The sequence below is a fragment of the Streptococcus sp. HMSC063B03 genome, assembly GCF_001836965.1.
In the GTDB taxonomy this organism is placed as follows: Bacteria; Bacillota; Bacilli; order Lactobacillales; family Streptococcaceae; genus Streptococcus; species Streptococcus pneumoniae_F.
Genome location: NZ_KV831051.1, coordinates 42,627 through 59,014 on the forward strand (window position 1 = coordinate 42,627; position 16,388 = coordinate 59,014).

Consider the following 16,388-nt stretch of genomic DNA (forward strand, 5'->3'; position numbering starts at 1 on the left):
GAGGTTCTCCATGTTTCGAAAAATTTTAATTGCCAATCGTGGTGAAATTGCGGTTCGTATTATCCGTGCGGCGCGTGAATTGGGGATTGCAACGGTGGCGGTTTATTCAACTGCTGATAAGGAAGCCCTGCATACGCTTTTGGCAGATGAAGCAGTTTGTATCGGTCCTGGTAAGCCTACAGAGTCTTATCTCAATATTAATGCGGTTCTATCAGCTGCAGTCTTGACTGAGGCAGAAGCCATTCACCCAGGTTTCGGATTTCTCAGTGAAAATTCCAAATTTGCAACCATGTGTGAAGAAGTTGGTATCAAGTTTATCGGTCCATCTGGTCATGTCATGGATATGATGGGAGATAAAATCAATGCGCGTGCTCAGATGATTAAAGCAGGCGTGCCTGTCATTCCAGGTTCAGATGGAGAAGTGCATAACTCTGAGGAAGCTTTGATTGTTGCTGAAAAAATTGGCTACCCTGTTATGCTCAAGGCTTCAGCAGGTGGAGGTGGTAAAGGGATTCGTAAGGTTGAAAAACCAGAAGACCTCGTTTCCGCCTTTGATACTGCTTCAAGTGAAGCCAAGGCCAATTATGGCAATGGTGCCATGTACATAGAACGGGTTATCTATCCAGCTCGTCACATCGAGGTTCAAATCCTAGGAGATGAGCATGGACATGTGATTCACTTGGGGGAACGGGATTGTTCTCTTCAACGGAATAACCAAAAGGTTTTGGAAGAAAGTCCTTCGATTGCAATCGGAAAAACGCTGCGCCATGAAATTGGTGCTGCGGCTGTTCGAGCGGCAGAGTCTGTTGGTTATGAAAATGCAGGGACCATTGAGTTTCTTCTTGATGAAGCCAGTGGTAAATTCTATTTCATGGAAATGAATACACGTGTTCAGGTAGAGCATCCAGTAACAGAATTTGTTTCAGGTGTGGATATCGTTAAGGAACAAATTCGCATTGCGGCAGGTCAGCCCCTGTCTGTGAAGCAAGAAGATATTGTTCTGCGTGGTCATGCCATCGAGTGTCGGATCAATGCAGAAAACCCAGCCTTCAACTTTGCTCCAAGTCCAGGTAAGATTACCAATCTCTATCTGCCAAGTGGAGGAGTAGGCTTGCGCGTGGATTCAGCAGTTTATCCAGGTTATACCATTCCGCCTTATTATGATAGTATGATTGCTAAAATCATCGTTCACGGTGAAAATCGTTTTGATGCCTTGATGAAAATGCAACGAGCCCTCTATGAACTAGAGATAGAGGGGGTGCAGACCAATGCAGATTTCCAGCTTGACCTCATTTCAGATCGCAATGTTATTGCTGGGGATTACGACACTTCTTTCTTGATGGAAACCTTCTTACCTAAATATCAAGAAAAAGAATAAAATGACTTCAAGAGTTTAAACCGAAAAGGGGAATCAATGGCTCTATTTAGTAAAAAAGATAAGTATATTCGAATCAATCCCAATCGTTCGGTTAGGGAAAAACCTCAAGCTAAGCCAGAGGTTCCAGATGAATTATTCTCCCAGTGTCCAGGCTGTAAGCATACCATTTATCAGAAGGATCTGGGAAGTGAGCGTATCTGTCCACATTGTAACTACACCTTTCGTATTTCTGCCCAAGAACGCTTGGCTTTGACGATTGATATGGGAACCTTCAAGGAATTGTTTACAGGAATTGAAAGCAAGGATCCCTTGCATTTCCCTGGTTATCAAAAGAAACTAGCGACTATGCGTGAAAAAACAGGTCTGGATGAAGCCGTTGTGACTGGAACAGCTCTTATAAAAGGTCAGACTGTGGCTCTTGGGATTATGGATTCTAACTTTATCATGGCTTCTATGGGTACGGTTGTAGGTGAAAAAATCACTCGTTTGTTTGAGTATGCGACTGTCGAACAATTGCCAGTTGTTCTCTTCACAGCCTCTGGTGGGGCCCGTATGCAGGAAGGAATCATGAGTCTCATGCAGATGGCCAAGATTTCTGCAGCAGTTAAACGCCATTCAAATGCTGGTCTCTTTTATCTGACCATTTTGACAGATCCAACGACAGGTGGAGTAACAGCTTCTTTCGCTATGGAAGGAGATATCATCCTAGCTGAACCACAGAGTTTAGTTGGTTTTGCCGGGCGTCGCGTCATTGAAAATACGGTTCGTGAAAGCTTACCTGAGGATTTCCAAAAGGCAGAATTCCTACTGGAACATGGCTTTGTAGATGCTATTATCAAAAGAAGAGATTTGCCAGATACGATTGCTAGCCTAGTCAGATTGCACGGAGGGGGTCCTAGATGAATATTGCAAAAATAGTCAGAGAAGCGCGTGAGCAGAGTCGCTTGACAACCTTGGACTTTGCAACAGGCATTTTTGATGAATTTATCCAATTACACGGTGACCGTTCTTTTCGTGACGATGGTGCAGTTGTTGGTGGTATCGGCTGGCTTGGGGACCAAGCTGTAACAGTGGTTGGTATCCAAAAAGGAAAGAGTTTACAAGATAACCTCAAGCGAAATTTTGGTCAACCGCATCCAGAAGGCTACCGCAAGGCCCTACGTTTGATGAAACAGGCTGAAAAGTTTGCTCGTCCAGTTGTGACCTTTATCAATACTGCAGGTGCTTATCCTGGTGTGGGAGCGGAAGAACGTGGTCAGGGAGAAGCTATTGCTCGCAATCTCATGGAAATGAGTGACCTGAAAGTTCCGATTATCGCCATCATTATAGGTGAAGGTGGTTCAGGCGGGGCTCTGGCTCTAGCAGTCGCAGACCGTGTCTGGATGCTGGAAAATTCTATCTATGCCATTCTCAGCCCAGAAGGCTTTGCTTCCATTCTATGGAAGGACGGCACTCGTGCCATGGAAGCGGCAGAACTGATGAAAATCACTTCGCATGAGCTGCTAGAAATGGATGTGGTGGATAAGGTGATTTCTGAAACGGGACTTTCTAGCAAAGAACTGATTAAGAGTGTCAAAAAAGAACTCCAAGCTGAGGTAGCTTTACTTTCACAAAAACCTCTAGAAGAGCTGTTGGAAGAACGTTATCAACGATTTAGAAAATACTAATATAAAAACTAGAACTGGCAGTCAGTTCTAGTTTTTATGTGGTTCTTACTCTGTACAGAGGGGAAAGTCAAAAGGTGCTTGGAAGACCAAACACCTTTTCGATTATTCATTTTCTTCAGTTACAAATTGACTAAGCAGTCCATTGATAAAACGGGCTGATTTTTGATCTGAAAAATTCTTAGCAAGTTCAATAGCTTCATTGACTGCTACCAGCTGAGGTGTATCAAATGATGTGATTTCAAAGATACCTAAGCGTAGTAAGTTTTTTTCGACCAAGGTCAATCGTTCAACTGTCCAGCCTGACTTGAGGTGCTGGTTGATTTGTTTATCCAACTCGTCTTTTTGAGCTTGAACGCCAGAAACCAAGTTCAGAAGAAAGGCAGGGATTTGCACATCTGCATCTTCACGGTCATGCGTGTAGGCAAAGTGGCAAGCTGTTTCCACATCTGTTCCGAATTCAAGGCTTATAAGAGCTTGAAAAGCGCATTTACGAAGTTCACGTCTAGATTCTAATAATGGACTAGTCATTGAGGAAGTCCTCGTTAAATAGATCTTTCAACTCAGGTTTTGGTGTTTTATCTGGAACGATTCCTGCAACATGGATGTTGACAGCAGCAAGTTCCACATCAGCCATATCTCGGACAGCATCTTTGACCGCTTTTTGAATAGCAAGAGCAACTTTTGGTACTTTTACACCGTACTCAAGATAGAGATAAATGTCAGCAGTTAGTTCTTCGTTGCTTTCTTTTAAGTAGACGCCACGACCAAGAGAGAGTTTTGATAGGGTATCAGATACGGATTTATTTGAAAATGAGTGGACACCATCAACTTTAGCAGTTGCGATGGCAATGATTTTTTCAAGTACACGTGGAGCGATAACGATTTCGCCAAATTGTTCTTCAATTCCCATAGAATGACCTCTTTCTAGAGATTAGGCACGAGAAACGTAAGTTCCTTCTGCAGTGTTGATGATCAATTTTTGTCCAGCTTCGATGAAGTCAGGAACGTTGACAACAAGTCCAGTTTCCATAGTCGCTGGTTTACCAGAACCTGTAACAGTAGCACCTTTGATAGATGGTTGTGTTTCAGCGACTGTCAATTCAACAGTAGTTGGTACAGTTACACCGATTACTTCAGTTCCGTAGAATTGAATTTTTACATCAGAGTTTTCAAGGATGTAAAGCAATTCATTTTCAACATTTACGACTGGGATTTCGTATTGGTCGTAAGTTTCAGTGTTCATGAAGTAGGCAGTTTCATCCATTTTGTACAAGTATTGAGCTGGAACAGTTTCGATAATAGCTTGTTCGAATTTTTCTTCTGGACGGTAGCTTGTGTCAAATGTAGAACCAGTACGGACATCACGCAATTTCATACGCATGATCGTGTTCCCTTTACCTGGTTTGTGGTGGCTAGCTTCCAAAACGCGGATTAATTTTCCGTCTGCAGTTTCAAATGTCATACCAGCTTTCAATTTGCTTGCTTCAATCATGTTTTTACCTCTTTAATAAATATTATTACTCTTCATTTTACCATAAAATCTTCCGGAAATAAAGCCAAAATAGTTAATGGGAGATGGTAGGAGAGAAAAAACCAACCTCAGGGCTGGTTTCTTTTACGTGTTAATCTTCTTTCAACTTGGCTAATTCTGGAGCAAGAAATTTAAGGGCAACTTGTGGGTTGGCTTGGCCTTTAGTTGCTTTCATAAGGAAGCCTGTGAAGGCCTTGTCTGCGTTGCGTTTGCCTGACTTGAAGTCGGCAACAGCAGCTTCGTTATCGGCAAAGACTTGGTGGATAATTGGAATCAAGACAGCTGGATATGAAATTTGGACCATACCTGCTTTTTCAACGTATTCATGCGCGCCACCGCCATTTTTAGCCAGGTGGACAAAGACTTTCTTGGTCGTAGCTGAGCTCTTCAAGAAGGATATGGGATTGAGGCTATTGAAAAGGTAGATCTCTTAATTTGAATGATTATTAAACTATATTATAACCTTTAAAAATCATCTAAGATATACTAGGCGTTATTTACTAGCATTTAGCTTCTTTATGGAATGGCGCTCAATGAGCCATCCTACAATCCATCCTATTGCTAACAAGTAATTTTCAAAAGCACCGATAGCATTTACAGGAGAATGAGACTCCATAAAATTGACTAAGTGATTTGTTCCTATTCCAATCCCACCGAAGATGAGAGCGAGAAGCACGATTCGTAGATAGAACCAATCGTACTTAATATTGACACCGAGAATAAGAATCAATACAGCTAGGTTCCCTATTCCAATTTCTCGTTGCCAACCAGCAGAGATTCCGTACCCGGAGTGACTTCCCATGTATGATGGAAAGAAAATTTGTAGTATAGAAGCGCCTAGCATAGCGATGATGACTAAAACAAATAGCAATCGTAAAAATTTGTTCATTTTTTCTTCTTTCTAAAATAGAAAAAGGTATATAAAAAGTTTGTTATTCATCTTCTTTCAACTTCGCTAATTCCTGGGCAAGGAGTTTAAGGGCCACTTGTGGGTTGGCTTGGCCTTTGGTTGCTTTCATCAGGAATCCTGTAAAGGCTTTGTCTGCATTCCGTTTGCCTGACTTGAAGTCGGCAACTGCGGCTTCGTTATCGGCAAAGACTTGGTGGATAATTGGAATCAAGACAGCTGGATCTGAGATTTGAACCATACCTGCTTTTTCCACGTATTCACGCGCGCCACCGCCATTTTTAGCTAGGTGGACAAAGACTTTCTTGGCAATCTTAGAAGAAATCGTGCCGTCTTCGATGATGGCAATCATTTCAACCAAGTTTTCTGGTGTCAATTCGATTTGTTCCAGTGTCTTGCCTTCAGAGTTTAAGAACTGAGCGACTTCGCCTTGGAGCCAGTTAGAGACTTGCTTGGCATCACCACCGAGAGCAACAGCTTTTTCAAAGAAGTCAGAAGTGACTTTATTTGCAGTCAACTGGCTAGCATCGTAGTCTGACAAGCCAAGGTCAGATACATAACGCGCACGGCGTTCTTTTGGAAACTCTGGCAACTCAGTCCGCATTTCCTCAATCCACTCGTCGGAGATTTCAAAGAGTGGTAGGTCTGGTTCTGGGAAGTAGCGGTAGTCTGCAGCACCTTCCTTGACACGCATGAGGATAGTTGCCTTGTTGGCTTCATCGTAGCGGCGTGTTTCTTGGCGGATTTGACCACCTGAGCGAAGGATTTCAGCTTGACGTTGAACTTCGTATTCAAGACCTTTGCGAACGTTTGAGAAGGAGTTGAGGTTCTTCAACTCAGTTTTGGTACCGAATTTTTCTTGACCATAAGGGCGAAGGGAGATATTGGCATCCACACGCATAGAACCTTCTTCCATCTTAACGTCAGAAATACCAGCATACTGGATAACTTCCTTGAGGGCAGTTAGGTAAGCGTAGGCTTCTTCAGGAGAACGCATGTCAGCTTCAGATACAATCTCAATCAATGGCACCCCTTGGCGGTTGAGGTCAACATAAGAGTAGCCATCTGTACCATGGGTGTTTTTACCAGCGTCTTCCTCTAGGTGGGCACGTTCGATACCGATTTTCTTAGTTGTACCGTCTTCTAGTTCCACTTCAATCCAGCCATTATAGCCGATTGGCTCATCAAACTGAGAAATTTGGTAGGCTTTGGGATTATCAGGGTAGAAGTAGTTCTTGCGGTCAAAGTGCATCTTTTTGTGGATGTCCATGTTGAGGGCAAGAGCTGCCTTGATACCGGCATCGACAACACCTTTATTGAGAACTGGCAGAACTCCTGGGAAAGACCAGTCAATCACATTTGTATTGGCATTTTGGTCATTTCCAAAGTGGGCAGAAGTAGGTGAGAAGATTTTTGAATTGGTGTTGAGCTCTACGTGGACTTCAAGTCCAATGACTGTTTCAAAGTTCATTAGTTGTCACCTCCAAAAATCACGGGTTGTTGTTTGTGGTAGTCTGTTGTTGCTTCAAAGGCAGCAGCAGCTTGGTAAATGGTTACTTCTGAGTACTTAGGACCAATCAATTGTAGACCGACAGGTAGACCTTGAGAGAATCCAGCTGGAATCGAAATTCCTGGGAGACCTGCCAGGTTGACTGGGATGGTCAAGAGGTCAGCTAAGTACATGGCAACTGGGTCGTGGTTAAGTGAGTCCAAGTCATAAGCAACACTTGGTGCAGTTGGTCCCAAAATCAAGTCGTAATCCGCGAAGACTTTTTCGAAATCTTGGATGATGAGGGTACGGACCTGACCAGCCTTCTTGTAGTAAGCATCGTAGTAACCTGATGAAAGACTGAATGTACCTAGCATGATACGACGTTTCACTTCTTCACCAAAACCTTGGCTACGGCTGTTTACATAGATTTCATCAAGGTTGGTTGCATCATCTGCACGATAGCCGTAACGGATACCATCAAAACGTTGCAAGTTTGATGAAGCTTCAGATGAAGCGATGATGTAGTATACGGCAACTCCGTATTTAGAGTGAGGAAGGCTGACTTCTTCGACGATGGCACCGAGTTTCTCGAAGTGTTTAGCGGCATTCAGGATAGTTTCCTTAACCTCTGGGTCAATCCCTTCACCAAGGTATTCTTTAGGTAAAGCGATTTTCATGCCCTTGATGTCTTGGCCGATTTTTGAAGTAAAGTCGGCAATGCGGACAGGAGAAGAAGTAGAGTCTTTGGCATCTTCGCTGGCAATCGCATTGAGCAAGAGGGCGTTTTCCTTAACAGTAGGAGCAAAAGGTCCAATCTGGTCTAATGAGCTACCAAAGGCAATGAGACCGAAACGTGAAACTGTTCCGTAAGTTGGTTTGAGACCAACAATCCCGTTGAAGGCAGCAGGTTGGCGGATAGAGCCACCCGTATCAGAACCAAGTGACAAACGGACTTGCCCTGACGCTACAGCTGCGGCAGAACCACTAGACGAGCCACCAGGAACCTTGCTTTGATCCCAAGCATTTTTAGTGGCACCATAGTGCGAAGTCTCACCTGAACCACCCATGGCAAATTCGTCCATGTTAGTTTTCCCGACGACAATCATACCTTTTGATTTAGCATTTGACACAGCTGTCGCATCAAAGATAGGCTCGTAGTTGTAGAGCATTTTTGAGGCAGCAGTTGTGAGGATACCGTCTGTAGAGATATTATCCTTAACAGCAAGTGGAATTCCTGAAAGGATGTTATCAGCGTCAATTCCAGCTTCATCAATGGTTTTAGCTTGAGCAAGAGCCTGCTCCTCAGCTATGGTAACAAAAGCGTTGATAGCTGTCTCGCGAGACTTGATATCTTCAAGCGTAGCTTGGGTTAATTCTGTTGCAGAAATTTCCTTAGAGACAAGGAGATTGTGCAAGTCTTCAATGGTTTTATTGTTAAAAGTCATTAGGCATCTCCTCCATCGTCTAGGATAGCTGGTACCTTGATATAGTAGTTATCTTTTTCAGGTACGTTTTTAAACAAGCGATCACGGTCTGTTCCTTCTTCGGCCACATCAGGGCGGAGTACAGTCTTGCGGTCAGCCATGGTCGTAGTAGGTGCGACACCAGTTGTGTCTACTTCGCCCAGTAATTCAACCATGTCAACAATCTTAGACAAGGTAGTTGCAAAGGCAGCAGTTTCTTCTTCAGAGAATCTTAATTTTGAAAGATTGGCAACGTGTGTTACCTCTTCTTGCGTAATTTTCATCTTGCATCCTTTCGTGAAATGATGATTTTGAGTCTGTTCTATTTTACCATATTTTCCTATAAATAAGGGAGCCAAACTGAAAAGAAATAGAAATTGAAAAATCGTTTTTAATTCGCTATAATAGTTAAACTAGAAAAAAGAAAAAATAAGAGTTAGGATAGAAACATGCTCCATCAATTTATCACCAGAACTCAGACAGTCCCTCCTCCCATTTCACTTTTTTGGTATGGGGTTATGATGCTGGTCTTAATGCTTTGTATTTATGGGGCACTTGCTTATCACAAAAATCCGAAATTTGTATACTTGTTTAAGGGGATTCAGATCCTCCAGTTGCTAGCACTCTATAGTTGGTATGTTGGTTTTGGGATTCCCTTTTCTAATAGTCTCCCATTTTATCATTGCCGTTTAGCTATGTTTGCTGTGGTTTTATTGCCTGATAAATGGAAAAGTAAGCAGTACTTTGCCCTCTTAGGAGCAAGTGGAGCTGTCTTTGCACTAGTTTACCCAGTTTTTGACCCCTATGACTTCCCCCATATTACCAGTTTTTCATTTTTGATTGGGCACTATGCCCTTCTAGTGAATTCCTTGGTCTACTTGATGAATCACTATGACAAGAGCCTACTCAAGAAGTATATGATTGTAGTCTATACCTTTATCCTCAATCTCTTTCTAGTTGGGGTTAATCAGGTGACTGGTGGGAATTATGGCTTTTTAAATAAGACACCTTTTATTCCTGATGCCCCCCTGTGGCTAAAGTACCTACTTGTGTCCGTCATCCTTTCACTGGCTCTGGTTCTTTTTGATATCTTGTTCAAAAAACGGTGGAAAAAGAGAAACCAGGTGAAATCAGTGCTCTAGCTAACTTTTTTCGTCGGATGAGCAATTGAAAAACTACTCAAAATCCGATATAATGGAGTGTTGAAAGGAATGGTAAAATCCAATGTAGAAATCATTCTTAGCTATTGAAACAAGAAAAATAGAGAATCAAAGAAAGAGAACTTATGAATATTCAAGAAGAAATTAAGAAACGTCGTACCTTTGCCATCATCTCCCACCCGGACGCGGGGAAAACTACTATTACTGAGCAGTTGCTCTACTTTGGGGGCGAGATTCGTGAGGCTGGTACCGTAAAAGGGAAGAAAACAGGGACGTTTGCCAAGTCTGACTGGATGGATATCGAGAAGCAACGTGGGATTTCGGTGACTTCATCTGTGATGCAGTTTGACTACGATGGTAAGCGCGTCAATATCCTCGACACACCAGGGCACGAGGACTTCTCAGAAGATACCTATCGGACCTTGATGGCGGTGGATGCTGCGGTCATGGTTGTGGACTCTGCCAAGGGTATCGAGGCCCAAACTAAGAAATTGTTTGAAGTTGTAAAACACCGTGGCATTCCCGTCTTTACCTTTATGAACAAGCTGGACCGTGACGGTCGTGAGCCTTTGGATCTCTTGCAAGAATTGGAAGAAGTCTTGGGTATTGCAAGTTATCCGATGAACTGGCCAATCGGTATGGGGAAAGCCTTTGAAGGCTTGTATGACCTTTATAACCAACGCTTGGAACTTTATAAAGGGGATGAGCGTTTTGCCAGTCTAGAAGATGGGGACAAGCTTTTTGGTAGCAATCCTTTCTACGAGCAAGTCAAAGATGATATTGAGCTTTTAAATGAAGCTGGAAATGAGTTTTCAGAGGAAGCAATCCTTGCTGGAGAATTGACACCTGTCTTCTTCGGCTCAGCCCTTACTAACTTTGGTGTGCAGACCTTCCTTGAGACTTTCCTCAAGTTTGCTCCAGAACCACATGGTCACAAGAAAACAGATGGTGAAATTGTGGATCCTTATGACAAGGATTTCTCAGGATTTGTCTTTAAAATCCAAGCCAACATGGATCCTCGACACCGTGACCGTATTGCCTTTGTTCGTATTGTATCGGGTGAATTTGAGCGTGGGATGAGTGTCAATCTGCCTCGTACTGGTAAGGGGGCTAAATTGTCTAATGTTACCCAGTTTATGGCGGAAAGTCGTGAGAATGTAACCAATGCCGTGGCGGGTGATATCATCGGGGTTTATGATACAGGTACTTATCAGGTTGGGGATACATTGACTGTTGGCAAAAACAAGTTTGAATTTGAACCACTGCCAACTTTTACACCTGAAATTTTCATGAAAGTTTCCGCTAAGAATGTCATGAAGCAAAAATCCTTCCACAAGGGAATTGAGCAATTGGTGCAAGAAGGAGCCATTCAGCTTTATAAGAATTACCAAACAGGCGAGTATATGCTGGGTGCTGTTGGTCAACTCCAGTTTGAAGTCTTTAAGCATCGTATGGAAGGTGAGTACAACGCTGAAGTAGTTATGAGCCCAATGGGTAAAAAGACCGTTCGTTGGATCAAGCCTGAGGACTTGGATGAACGGATGTCATCAAGCCGAAATATCTTGGCTAAAGACCGTTTTGACCAACCAGTCTTCCTCTTTGAAAATGACTTTGCCCTCCGCTGGTTTGCGGACAAGTATCCAGATGTAGAGTTGGAAGAGAAGATGTAACTCAGTACCAACAATTGGAACTAAAGTTCCTAATTGTTGGACGCTAGTCGCTATTTGGCGAACTAGCTAACTGCCTTACTAACTACGTTTGACAAATGAAATCGATTTGCCAAACTCCGTGTCGTAGTTCAGTAAATGTATTTGATTGTATAACAATCTAAGTAACTAACGCCAAGTTTCTATGGAACTTGGCTAGGCGCTCCACTAGTAAAGTTTTACGAATATTGTCGATTCGTAAAACTTTACGTCGTAACTGGTAGGAAGTAGTCTAGCTAACTGCCTCACTAACTGAGTTTTACAAATGGAATCGATTTGCCAAACTCCGTGTCGTAGTGTAACAATCGGTTTACCTAAATGCTTTACTAGGAAAAATCCACGAATGGTATCGATTCGTGGGCTTTTCTGTCGTAACGGGGAGATAATGGCCTAGCTAACTAGAAAAAACATCAATAGAATGCCCATGATTATAATCTAATTGTGGGCATTTTTGATAGGAGTTACAGGGAGAATCGAGTTGATTCGAAGCAATTTTTTATGAAAATCTATTGTCACAAGATGTACTTCGATAGTATGTTTTGCATTACATTATGAATTTATCAATGAAACATGAATAGTCAAGTTTTTATATTTTGTTTATATAATATGTTGAAAATCCGAACGTTATATACTTTTTACTACTAAAATACATTTAGTTATATATATTTTAAAAAGTTATTTGAGGCTTTTTATACAAAGGTATTAGATGTTGTTAGAGAACTTATAAATGGTTCGATATTTCAAAATATTTGAATAGTAATATTATATAAAAATATATCAAATTTCTTGACAAGCGTTTGCATTTAAAGTATACTTTAAAGGTATGATTAAAATAGGGTGGATTGTCCACTTTTGGTATGTAGGGAAAGGGTAAAACATGTTTTTTAGACGTCAAAAAGGTGAGTATAGAGAAACCGATCGAGTGACGCGGTATAAGTTAATCAAATCAGGAAAACATTGGTTGCGCGCTTCAACCTCTCTTTTTGGTTTGTTCAAGGTCTTGCGTGGTGGTGTAGATACGACGCAAGTCATGACAGAAGTAGTAGAGGATAAAGTAAATTCTTCTATTACAGGTTTGGATATTATCAAGGGGCTTGCTGCCACAGGAGCTGTTTTAGGTGGTAGTGTTGCTACTCAAACAAAAGTATTTGCAAATGAAACAGTAGCCGTGGAAAAAACACTGGAAAATCCAGATCTTTTGGTTACAAATGATACAGTAGTTTTGGGTACGACATCTCTAAGTAACTCGGAAAATTCTGCTAGCTTGTCTACTTCTATAAGCGAAAGTGCTTCGATTTCAGAATCAGCTTCTACTAGCACCTCGGCTAGTACTTCAGCCAGCACCTCAGCAAGTGCTTCCGCTAGTACGTCAGTTAGTGCCTCAGCTAGCACATCATCTTCAGCCAGCGCTAGTGCTTCAGATTCTGCAAGTATGTCAACTAGTTTGAGTCAATCTGCTAGCCAAACAAGTAGCGTGTCAACATCTGTAGGAGCTTCTTCAGAAAAAACTGTATCTGAAATTCAAGATGAGAAGAAAGCATCGACTCAAAATGAATCAAAGGTTGACAAGATTGATTCATCAATTTTGAAGCCTGCTACTATTGAGTCAAATGCTGTTAAAACGAATTCAGATACAACAAGTTTAGTGGGAGCGACAGCTGCAACCTTGTCATCTGTAGAAGCTTCTGTAAAGAAAAATGAAGAAAATCGTAAGAAGTTAACCAAGCTTTCAGCTGAAATGGGTGAATACTTAGCGAAGGCTACTGGTTTACCAAACACTGATTCTGCAATTACTAAGGTAAATGCAGCAGTGACAGCTATTGAAAAAGCTTTGGCAGATCCAACGAGTGACTGGACAGAGGTGGTGCAAAAAGCTACCTTGGCTCGTAATTCTATTGTCAATGCTGTTTTAAGAGCGCAATCAGGTGCGCGCGATGCCCGTAATGGTCAAGCCATGTTGCGTGATGCTTCCCTTCGTGCAAGTTGGGCTCCTTCTCAGAATGACAGTCGTATGACGGTAAGTAGTCCTGAACCTACTTTTGATAAGGCTACTGGTATCGCGACCTACACTATGAATGTTCAGGCTGATAGTGCTTTGAGCAATGTAGGTGTTAGGATAAATGTCGGCCGAGGAGGCCATGTCCAAAGTGCAACATTTAACGGCTACTCTATGGAAAAACCCTTCACTCAGGGTTCCGAAATTGTTTATAATTACAGACATGGACAAAATAGAAACTTAAACGGTACGATTGTAGTCAAAGTTAAATACGATAACAATGTGCCGACTGCGACTGCAGATATGCAGGTTCAGGTTAGCTCAGCCCCTATCGGGCAACATACTCAAGGGAATGCCTCTAGAGTTCAATCAGCAAGTATTCCGACAGGATACAATCCATCAAGACCAACGCCAAAACCTGAAACAGAGAAAAGTGGACCAGGCTTTGAGATTCTTCCAGGAAACCATTTTGATGTTTATAATGATGACTCGATTAATCAAAAAATTTCTATATTAAAGAAGGGATCAAGCCTTCGCTTGTATAGGCCAAATGGTGGTGAAGCGATTCCTGGTGTTACTTATGGTGGGGCTAAGATTGGAGAAGAGATAAATAGACCGAATCCTAAATATAATCCGTCTAATCCTAGAAATAAGGAAACTCCATGGATAAATCAAAGGCGAGAATTTGAAAATATCCCATCTGCTATAGCCGGTACTGTAGGTAACGGTGAAGCGTCCGCTGAAGTAGGTAAAACCTATACATATCGTGTTTGGGCGATAGACTGGGGTAATAAAACATCTGAAGCGACTGTTACCTATACCATCAAAGGATTCAACGAGCGTCATGATGTTCAAAGTGGAGATGTTGTTCAAGTTAAGGATTTGGAGCATTTAACACAGCAAGAAATTGCAGAAGTTTATAATAACTTTATTAATAATGCAACCAATAAACGTGATTTACTAGCTAATCAAGACCTCGCTAAGACAGGAATCCAGCCAAACGTAAATTCGGACGCAAATGGTACCGTTTCAACCTTCCCAGGTACTAGAGCTAAAATAGAAGTCTCAACAAATGGTACGATCACAGTGACCTATCGTGATGGTACCACAAGTACTATCAATGCTGCCTTAGAAAAATACAATCCAATTGCTAAAGTCCCTAAAGTCTATACCTATATTGGTGAGCAGGCTGGTGACTTGGCGGATGCAAGTAACTTTATCCAGCGTGCTAACGGTAAAGCATTCCCTACTGGAACAAATATCACTTGGAAACAAGGGGCAGGAATTAGTACGTTAGAGACAGGCTCTAAACAAGCTATTGCCCACATCGAATATCCTAATGGTGGCAGTGAAGATGTTACTGTAGATTATGAAGTTCTGGCGACAATTAAGCCTAAAGGTCCAGTAAATGATATTCAAGGAACGCAGCCTCATAAGGGAACAGTTTGGCATAATTATGTTGATAAAGAGGGGACGGCTGGATATCCAAGTGGTGCAAGCCAAGCTTGGAGTAAAGATGGTCAAGTAGTTTCTAGCTCGCCTATCAATACAAATGAGACAGGAAGAAATACCTACCAAGTGACCTTTACCTATCCGGTAGGTCGTATGGGGGAAAATGACTCTAATAAACTAAGTCATACAGTTAATGTTGTCCATGATGTCTATAAGTTTGAATCAAATCGTTCTTATACTTTCACACAGAATAAAACAGATGAGCCAGCTTATAAACAAGCAGTGGCAAATCCTAAAGAAGCGGTTACAAAAGTATCTGGAAGCCCAGAGTTTAATGCAGCAAACACTAATTACAAATGGGTCAATGGTGCACCGTCACTCACTGAGGTAGGAACCTTTACTAAGGAAGTAGAAGTAGAACTACCTGCAGATTCAACAGGGGTCAGAGTTAAACAGAATGTCCCCGTTACTGTGAAAGTAAAGCCACAAGCCCCTGAAATTGCAGCTGATTCAGTGAATGAAAAAGGTGGTTTGCCAAATCGTTCAATTGTTGTAACGAATGTGACACCTGGAGCTCTTGTAACCTTGACTTTAGCAGGCTATACGTTCGAGAAAAAAGCGAAGGACAACGAATCAAGCGTTACCTTTGAACCTGCTGATCTGAAAAAAGCATACGACGGCAATAATGGACTCTTACCTACAGGAAATGTAACGGTTAAACAAGAGAAAGTTGTAAGGACTCCTGCTGGAGGAACAGAGACCCTTACTTCTGCCACAACTACTAAGACCATTACTAAAGAAAATGTAGCTCCAAATCCTGAATTTGAAATCTATGTCAAGAATGATAAGACTAAAAAGTGGGAAAAGCTTTCTCCGAAAAATAATGTCCGTCCTGGCACGAGTGGATACGAGATTTTTGCCGGAGATGAAGTTAAAGTTGTCTTAAAAGGTTCAGATAATAGTGGCAAAATCAAAGAACTGAAGCTTTATGATGGTATTTCTGATAAAACTAGAATATTCCAAGATGGATATTCTTCGAATGATGGTGCGCCAGGATTTAAGAATACACCAACGAATGCTCCTGCTACTTTAGAGTATACAGCTTCTTATAATGCTAATCAGAAATATGATGATAAAAATAAATGGAATCTCGGAACCAAAGTTGTAGACTTGTCTGATAACGAAGCACGCACTCCGACAGTAGTAGTTGCTCAAGGTAAATTGAATGAAAGATTCCCTGGTGTGAAGCCGTCAAGAGTCTTCCAAGTTAAACATCCAAACGCTCTGGATCAGCGTGAGAAAGATGAAATCTTGGCAGCTGTGAAAACAGCAAATCCAGAGACTGCAAATCGTATCAGTAGTTATTCTATTGCAGAAAATGGAACGGTGACCATCACTTATAAAGATGGAACGGTGAATACGGTAACGCCAGATATATCTGACTCTGATTACCGTGCATCAGTGTCTGCGTCGACAAGTGCAAGTCAAAGTGCCTCAGCATCGGCTTCAACAAGTGCGGTAGCCTCAGCTTCAGCCTCTACAAGCGCAGTAGCAAGTGCTTCAGCGTCAACCAGTGCGGTAGCCTCAGCTTCAGCGTCAACCAGTGCGGTAGCTTCAGCTTCAGCGTCAACAAGTG

The 16,388-nt window shown here is 42.0% G+C and carries 13 protein-coding genes and 1 pseudogene; 6 read left to right on the top strand and 8 right to left on the bottom strand.

Translation table 11 applies throughout. The features are described from left to right. The first annotated feature begins 10 nt into the window (after window positions 1–10). Genes accC through HMPREF2628_RS07330 form a run of 3 tightly spaced genes read left to right on the top strand, consistent with a single transcriptional unit; the run spans window position 11 to window position 3,045 of the window. A complete protein-coding gene (gene accC / locus HMPREF2628_RS07320; RefSeq protein ID WP_061589556.1) occupies window positions 11–1,378 on the top strand; it encodes an acetyl-CoA carboxylase biotin carboxylase subunit in 1,368 nt (455 codons plus the stop codon). 36 nt (window positions 1,379–1,414) lie between these two features. Continuing rightward, window positions 1,415–2,281: an acetyl-CoA carboxylase, carboxyltransferase subunit beta gene (accD, locus tag HMPREF2628_RS07325; RefSeq protein ID WP_070842778.1), complete on the top strand. Its 867-nt coding sequence runs from the start codon at window positions 1,415–1,417 to the stop codon at window positions 2,279–2,281. Then, window positions 2,278–3,045: an acetyl-CoA carboxylase carboxyl transferase subunit alpha gene (locus tag HMPREF2628_RS07330; RefSeq protein WP_070842779.1), complete on the top strand. Its 768-nt coding sequence runs from the start codon at window positions 2,278–2,280 to the stop codon at window positions 3,043–3,045. The genes accD and HMPREF2628_RS07330 overlap by 4 nt, the downstream gene beginning before the upstream one ends. Window positions 3,046–3,147: 102 nt before the next feature. Here the strand turns inward: HMPREF2628_RS07330 and nusB are convergent, their stop codons facing one another. The 8 genes and pseudogenes from nusB to gatC form a co-directional block, all read right to left on the bottom strand. After that, on the bottom strand, window positions 3,148–3,573 hold the full coding sequence (gene nusB, locus HMPREF2628_RS07335; protein WP_061590538.1) for a transcription antitermination factor NusB: 426 nt from the start codon (window positions 3,571–3,573) through the stop codon (window positions 3,148–3,150). Then, on the bottom strand, window positions 3,566–3,955 hold the full coding sequence (locus HMPREF2628_RS07340; protein WP_000510575.1) for an Asp23/Gls24 family envelope stress response protein: 390 nt from the start codon (window positions 3,953–3,955) through the stop codon (window positions 3,566–3,568). Before HMPREF2628_RS07340 ends, nusB begins: the two co-directional genes overlap by 8 nt. A 21-nt stretch (window positions 3,956–3,976) precedes the next feature. Next, entirely contained in the window at window positions 3,977–4,537 is a 561-nt protein-coding gene (efp, locus tag HMPREF2628_RS07345) for an elongation factor P (RefSeq protein WP_000568643.1), read from the bottom strand. Window positions 4,538–4,667: 130 nt separating this feature from the next. Continuing rightward, window positions 4,668–4,961: pseudogene (locus HMPREF2628_RS07350) on the bottom strand (glutamyl-tRNA amidotransferase); the annotation flags it as partial. 108 nt (window positions 4,962–5,069) lie between these two features. Further along, window positions 5,070–5,465: a hypothetical protein gene (locus tag HMPREF2628_RS07355; RefSeq protein ID WP_061590536.1), complete on the bottom strand. Its 396-nt coding sequence runs from the start codon at window positions 5,463–5,465 to the stop codon at window positions 5,070–5,072. A gap of 43 nt (window positions 5,466–5,508) precedes the next feature. Then, on the bottom strand, window positions 5,509–6,954 hold the full coding sequence (gene gatB / locus HMPREF2628_RS07360) for an Asp-tRNA(Asn)/Glu-tRNA(Gln) amidotransferase subunit GatB (RefSeq protein WP_061590535.1): 1,446 nt from the start codon (window positions 6,952–6,954) through the stop codon (window positions 5,509–5,511). Then, a complete protein-coding gene (gene gatA / locus HMPREF2628_RS07365) occupies window positions 6,954–8,420 on the bottom strand; it encodes an Asp-tRNA(Asn)/Glu-tRNA(Gln) amidotransferase subunit GatA (protein WP_070842780.1) in 1,467 nt (488 codons plus the stop codon). Before gatA ends, gatB begins: the two co-directional genes overlap by 1 nt. After that, window positions 8,420–8,722 (bottom strand): Asp-tRNA(Asn)/Glu-tRNA(Gln) amidotransferase subunit GatC, encoded by a 303-nt coding sequence (gene gatC, locus HMPREF2628_RS07370; RefSeq protein WP_000705419.1) that lies wholly within the window; start codon window positions 8,720–8,722, stop codon window positions 8,420–8,422. The genes gatA and gatC overlap by 1 nt, the downstream gene beginning before the upstream one ends. A 165-nt stretch (window positions 8,723–8,887) precedes the next feature. Here gatC and HMPREF2628_RS07375 point away from each other — a divergent pair, with 165 nt between their 5' ends. The 3 genes from HMPREF2628_RS07375 to HMPREF2628_RS11130 form a co-directional block, all read left to right on the top strand. Continuing rightward, on the top strand, window positions 8,888–9,580 hold the full coding sequence (locus tag HMPREF2628_RS07375) for a YwaF family protein (protein ID WP_070842781.1): 693 nt from the start codon (window positions 8,888–8,890) through the stop codon (window positions 9,578–9,580). A 143-nt stretch (window positions 9,581–9,723) separates the two neighbouring features. Continuing rightward, complete coding sequence (locus tag HMPREF2628_RS07380; RefSeq protein ID WP_001025437.1) at window positions 9,724–11,268, top strand: peptide chain release factor 3; 1,545 nt, start codon at window positions 9,724–9,726, stop codon at window positions 11,266–11,268. 913 nt (window positions 11,269–12,181) lie between these two features. Further along, window positions 12,182–16,388 (top strand): accessory Sec-dependent serine-rich glycoprotein adhesin (locus tag HMPREF2628_RS11130; protein ID WP_257375291.1); only part of this gene is annotated, 4,207 nt, incomplete at its 3' end.

Coding starts and splice junctions, on each gene's coding strand:
- accC (WP_061589556.1), top strand. CDS start 11: ATGTTTCGAAAAATTTTAATTGCCAATCGTGGTGAAATTGCGGTTCGT.
- accD (WP_070842778.1), top strand. CDS start 1,415: ATGGCTCTATTTAGTAAAAAAGATAAGTATATTCGAATCAATCCCAAT.
- HMPREF2628_RS07330 (WP_070842779.1), top strand. CDS start 2,278: ATGAATATTGCAAAAATAGTCAGAGAAGCGCGTGAGCAGAGTCGCTTG.
- nusB (WP_061590538.1), bottom strand. CDS start 3,573: ATGACTAGTCCATTATTAGAATCTAGACGTGAACTTCGTAAATGCGCT.
- HMPREF2628_RS07340 (WP_000510575.1), bottom strand. CDS start 3,955: ATGGGAATTGAAGAACAATTTGGCGAAATCGTTATCGCTCCACGTGTA.
- efp (WP_000568643.1), bottom strand. CDS start 4,537: ATGATTGAAGCAAGCAAATTGAAAGCTGGTATGACATTTGAAACTGCA.
- HMPREF2628_RS07355 (WP_061590536.1), bottom strand. CDS start 5,465: ATGAACAAATTTTTACGATTGCTATTTGTTTTAGTCATCATCGCTATG.
- gatB (WP_061590535.1), bottom strand. CDS start 6,954: ATGAACTTTGAAACAGTCATTGGACTTGAAGTCCACGTAGAGCTCAAC.
- gatA (WP_070842780.1), bottom strand. CDS start 8,420: ATGACTTTTAACAATAAAACCATTGAAGACTTGCACAATCTCCTTGTC.
- gatC (WP_000705419.1), bottom strand. CDS start 8,722: ATGAAAATTACGCAAGAAGAGGTAACACACGTTGCCAATCTTTCAAAA.
- HMPREF2628_RS07375 (WP_070842781.1), top strand. CDS start 8,888: ATGCTCCATCAATTTATCACCAGAACTCAGACAGTCCCTCCTCCCATT.
- HMPREF2628_RS07380 (WP_001025437.1), top strand. CDS start 9,724: ATGAATATTCAAGAAGAAATTAAGAAACGTCGTACCTTTGCCATCATC.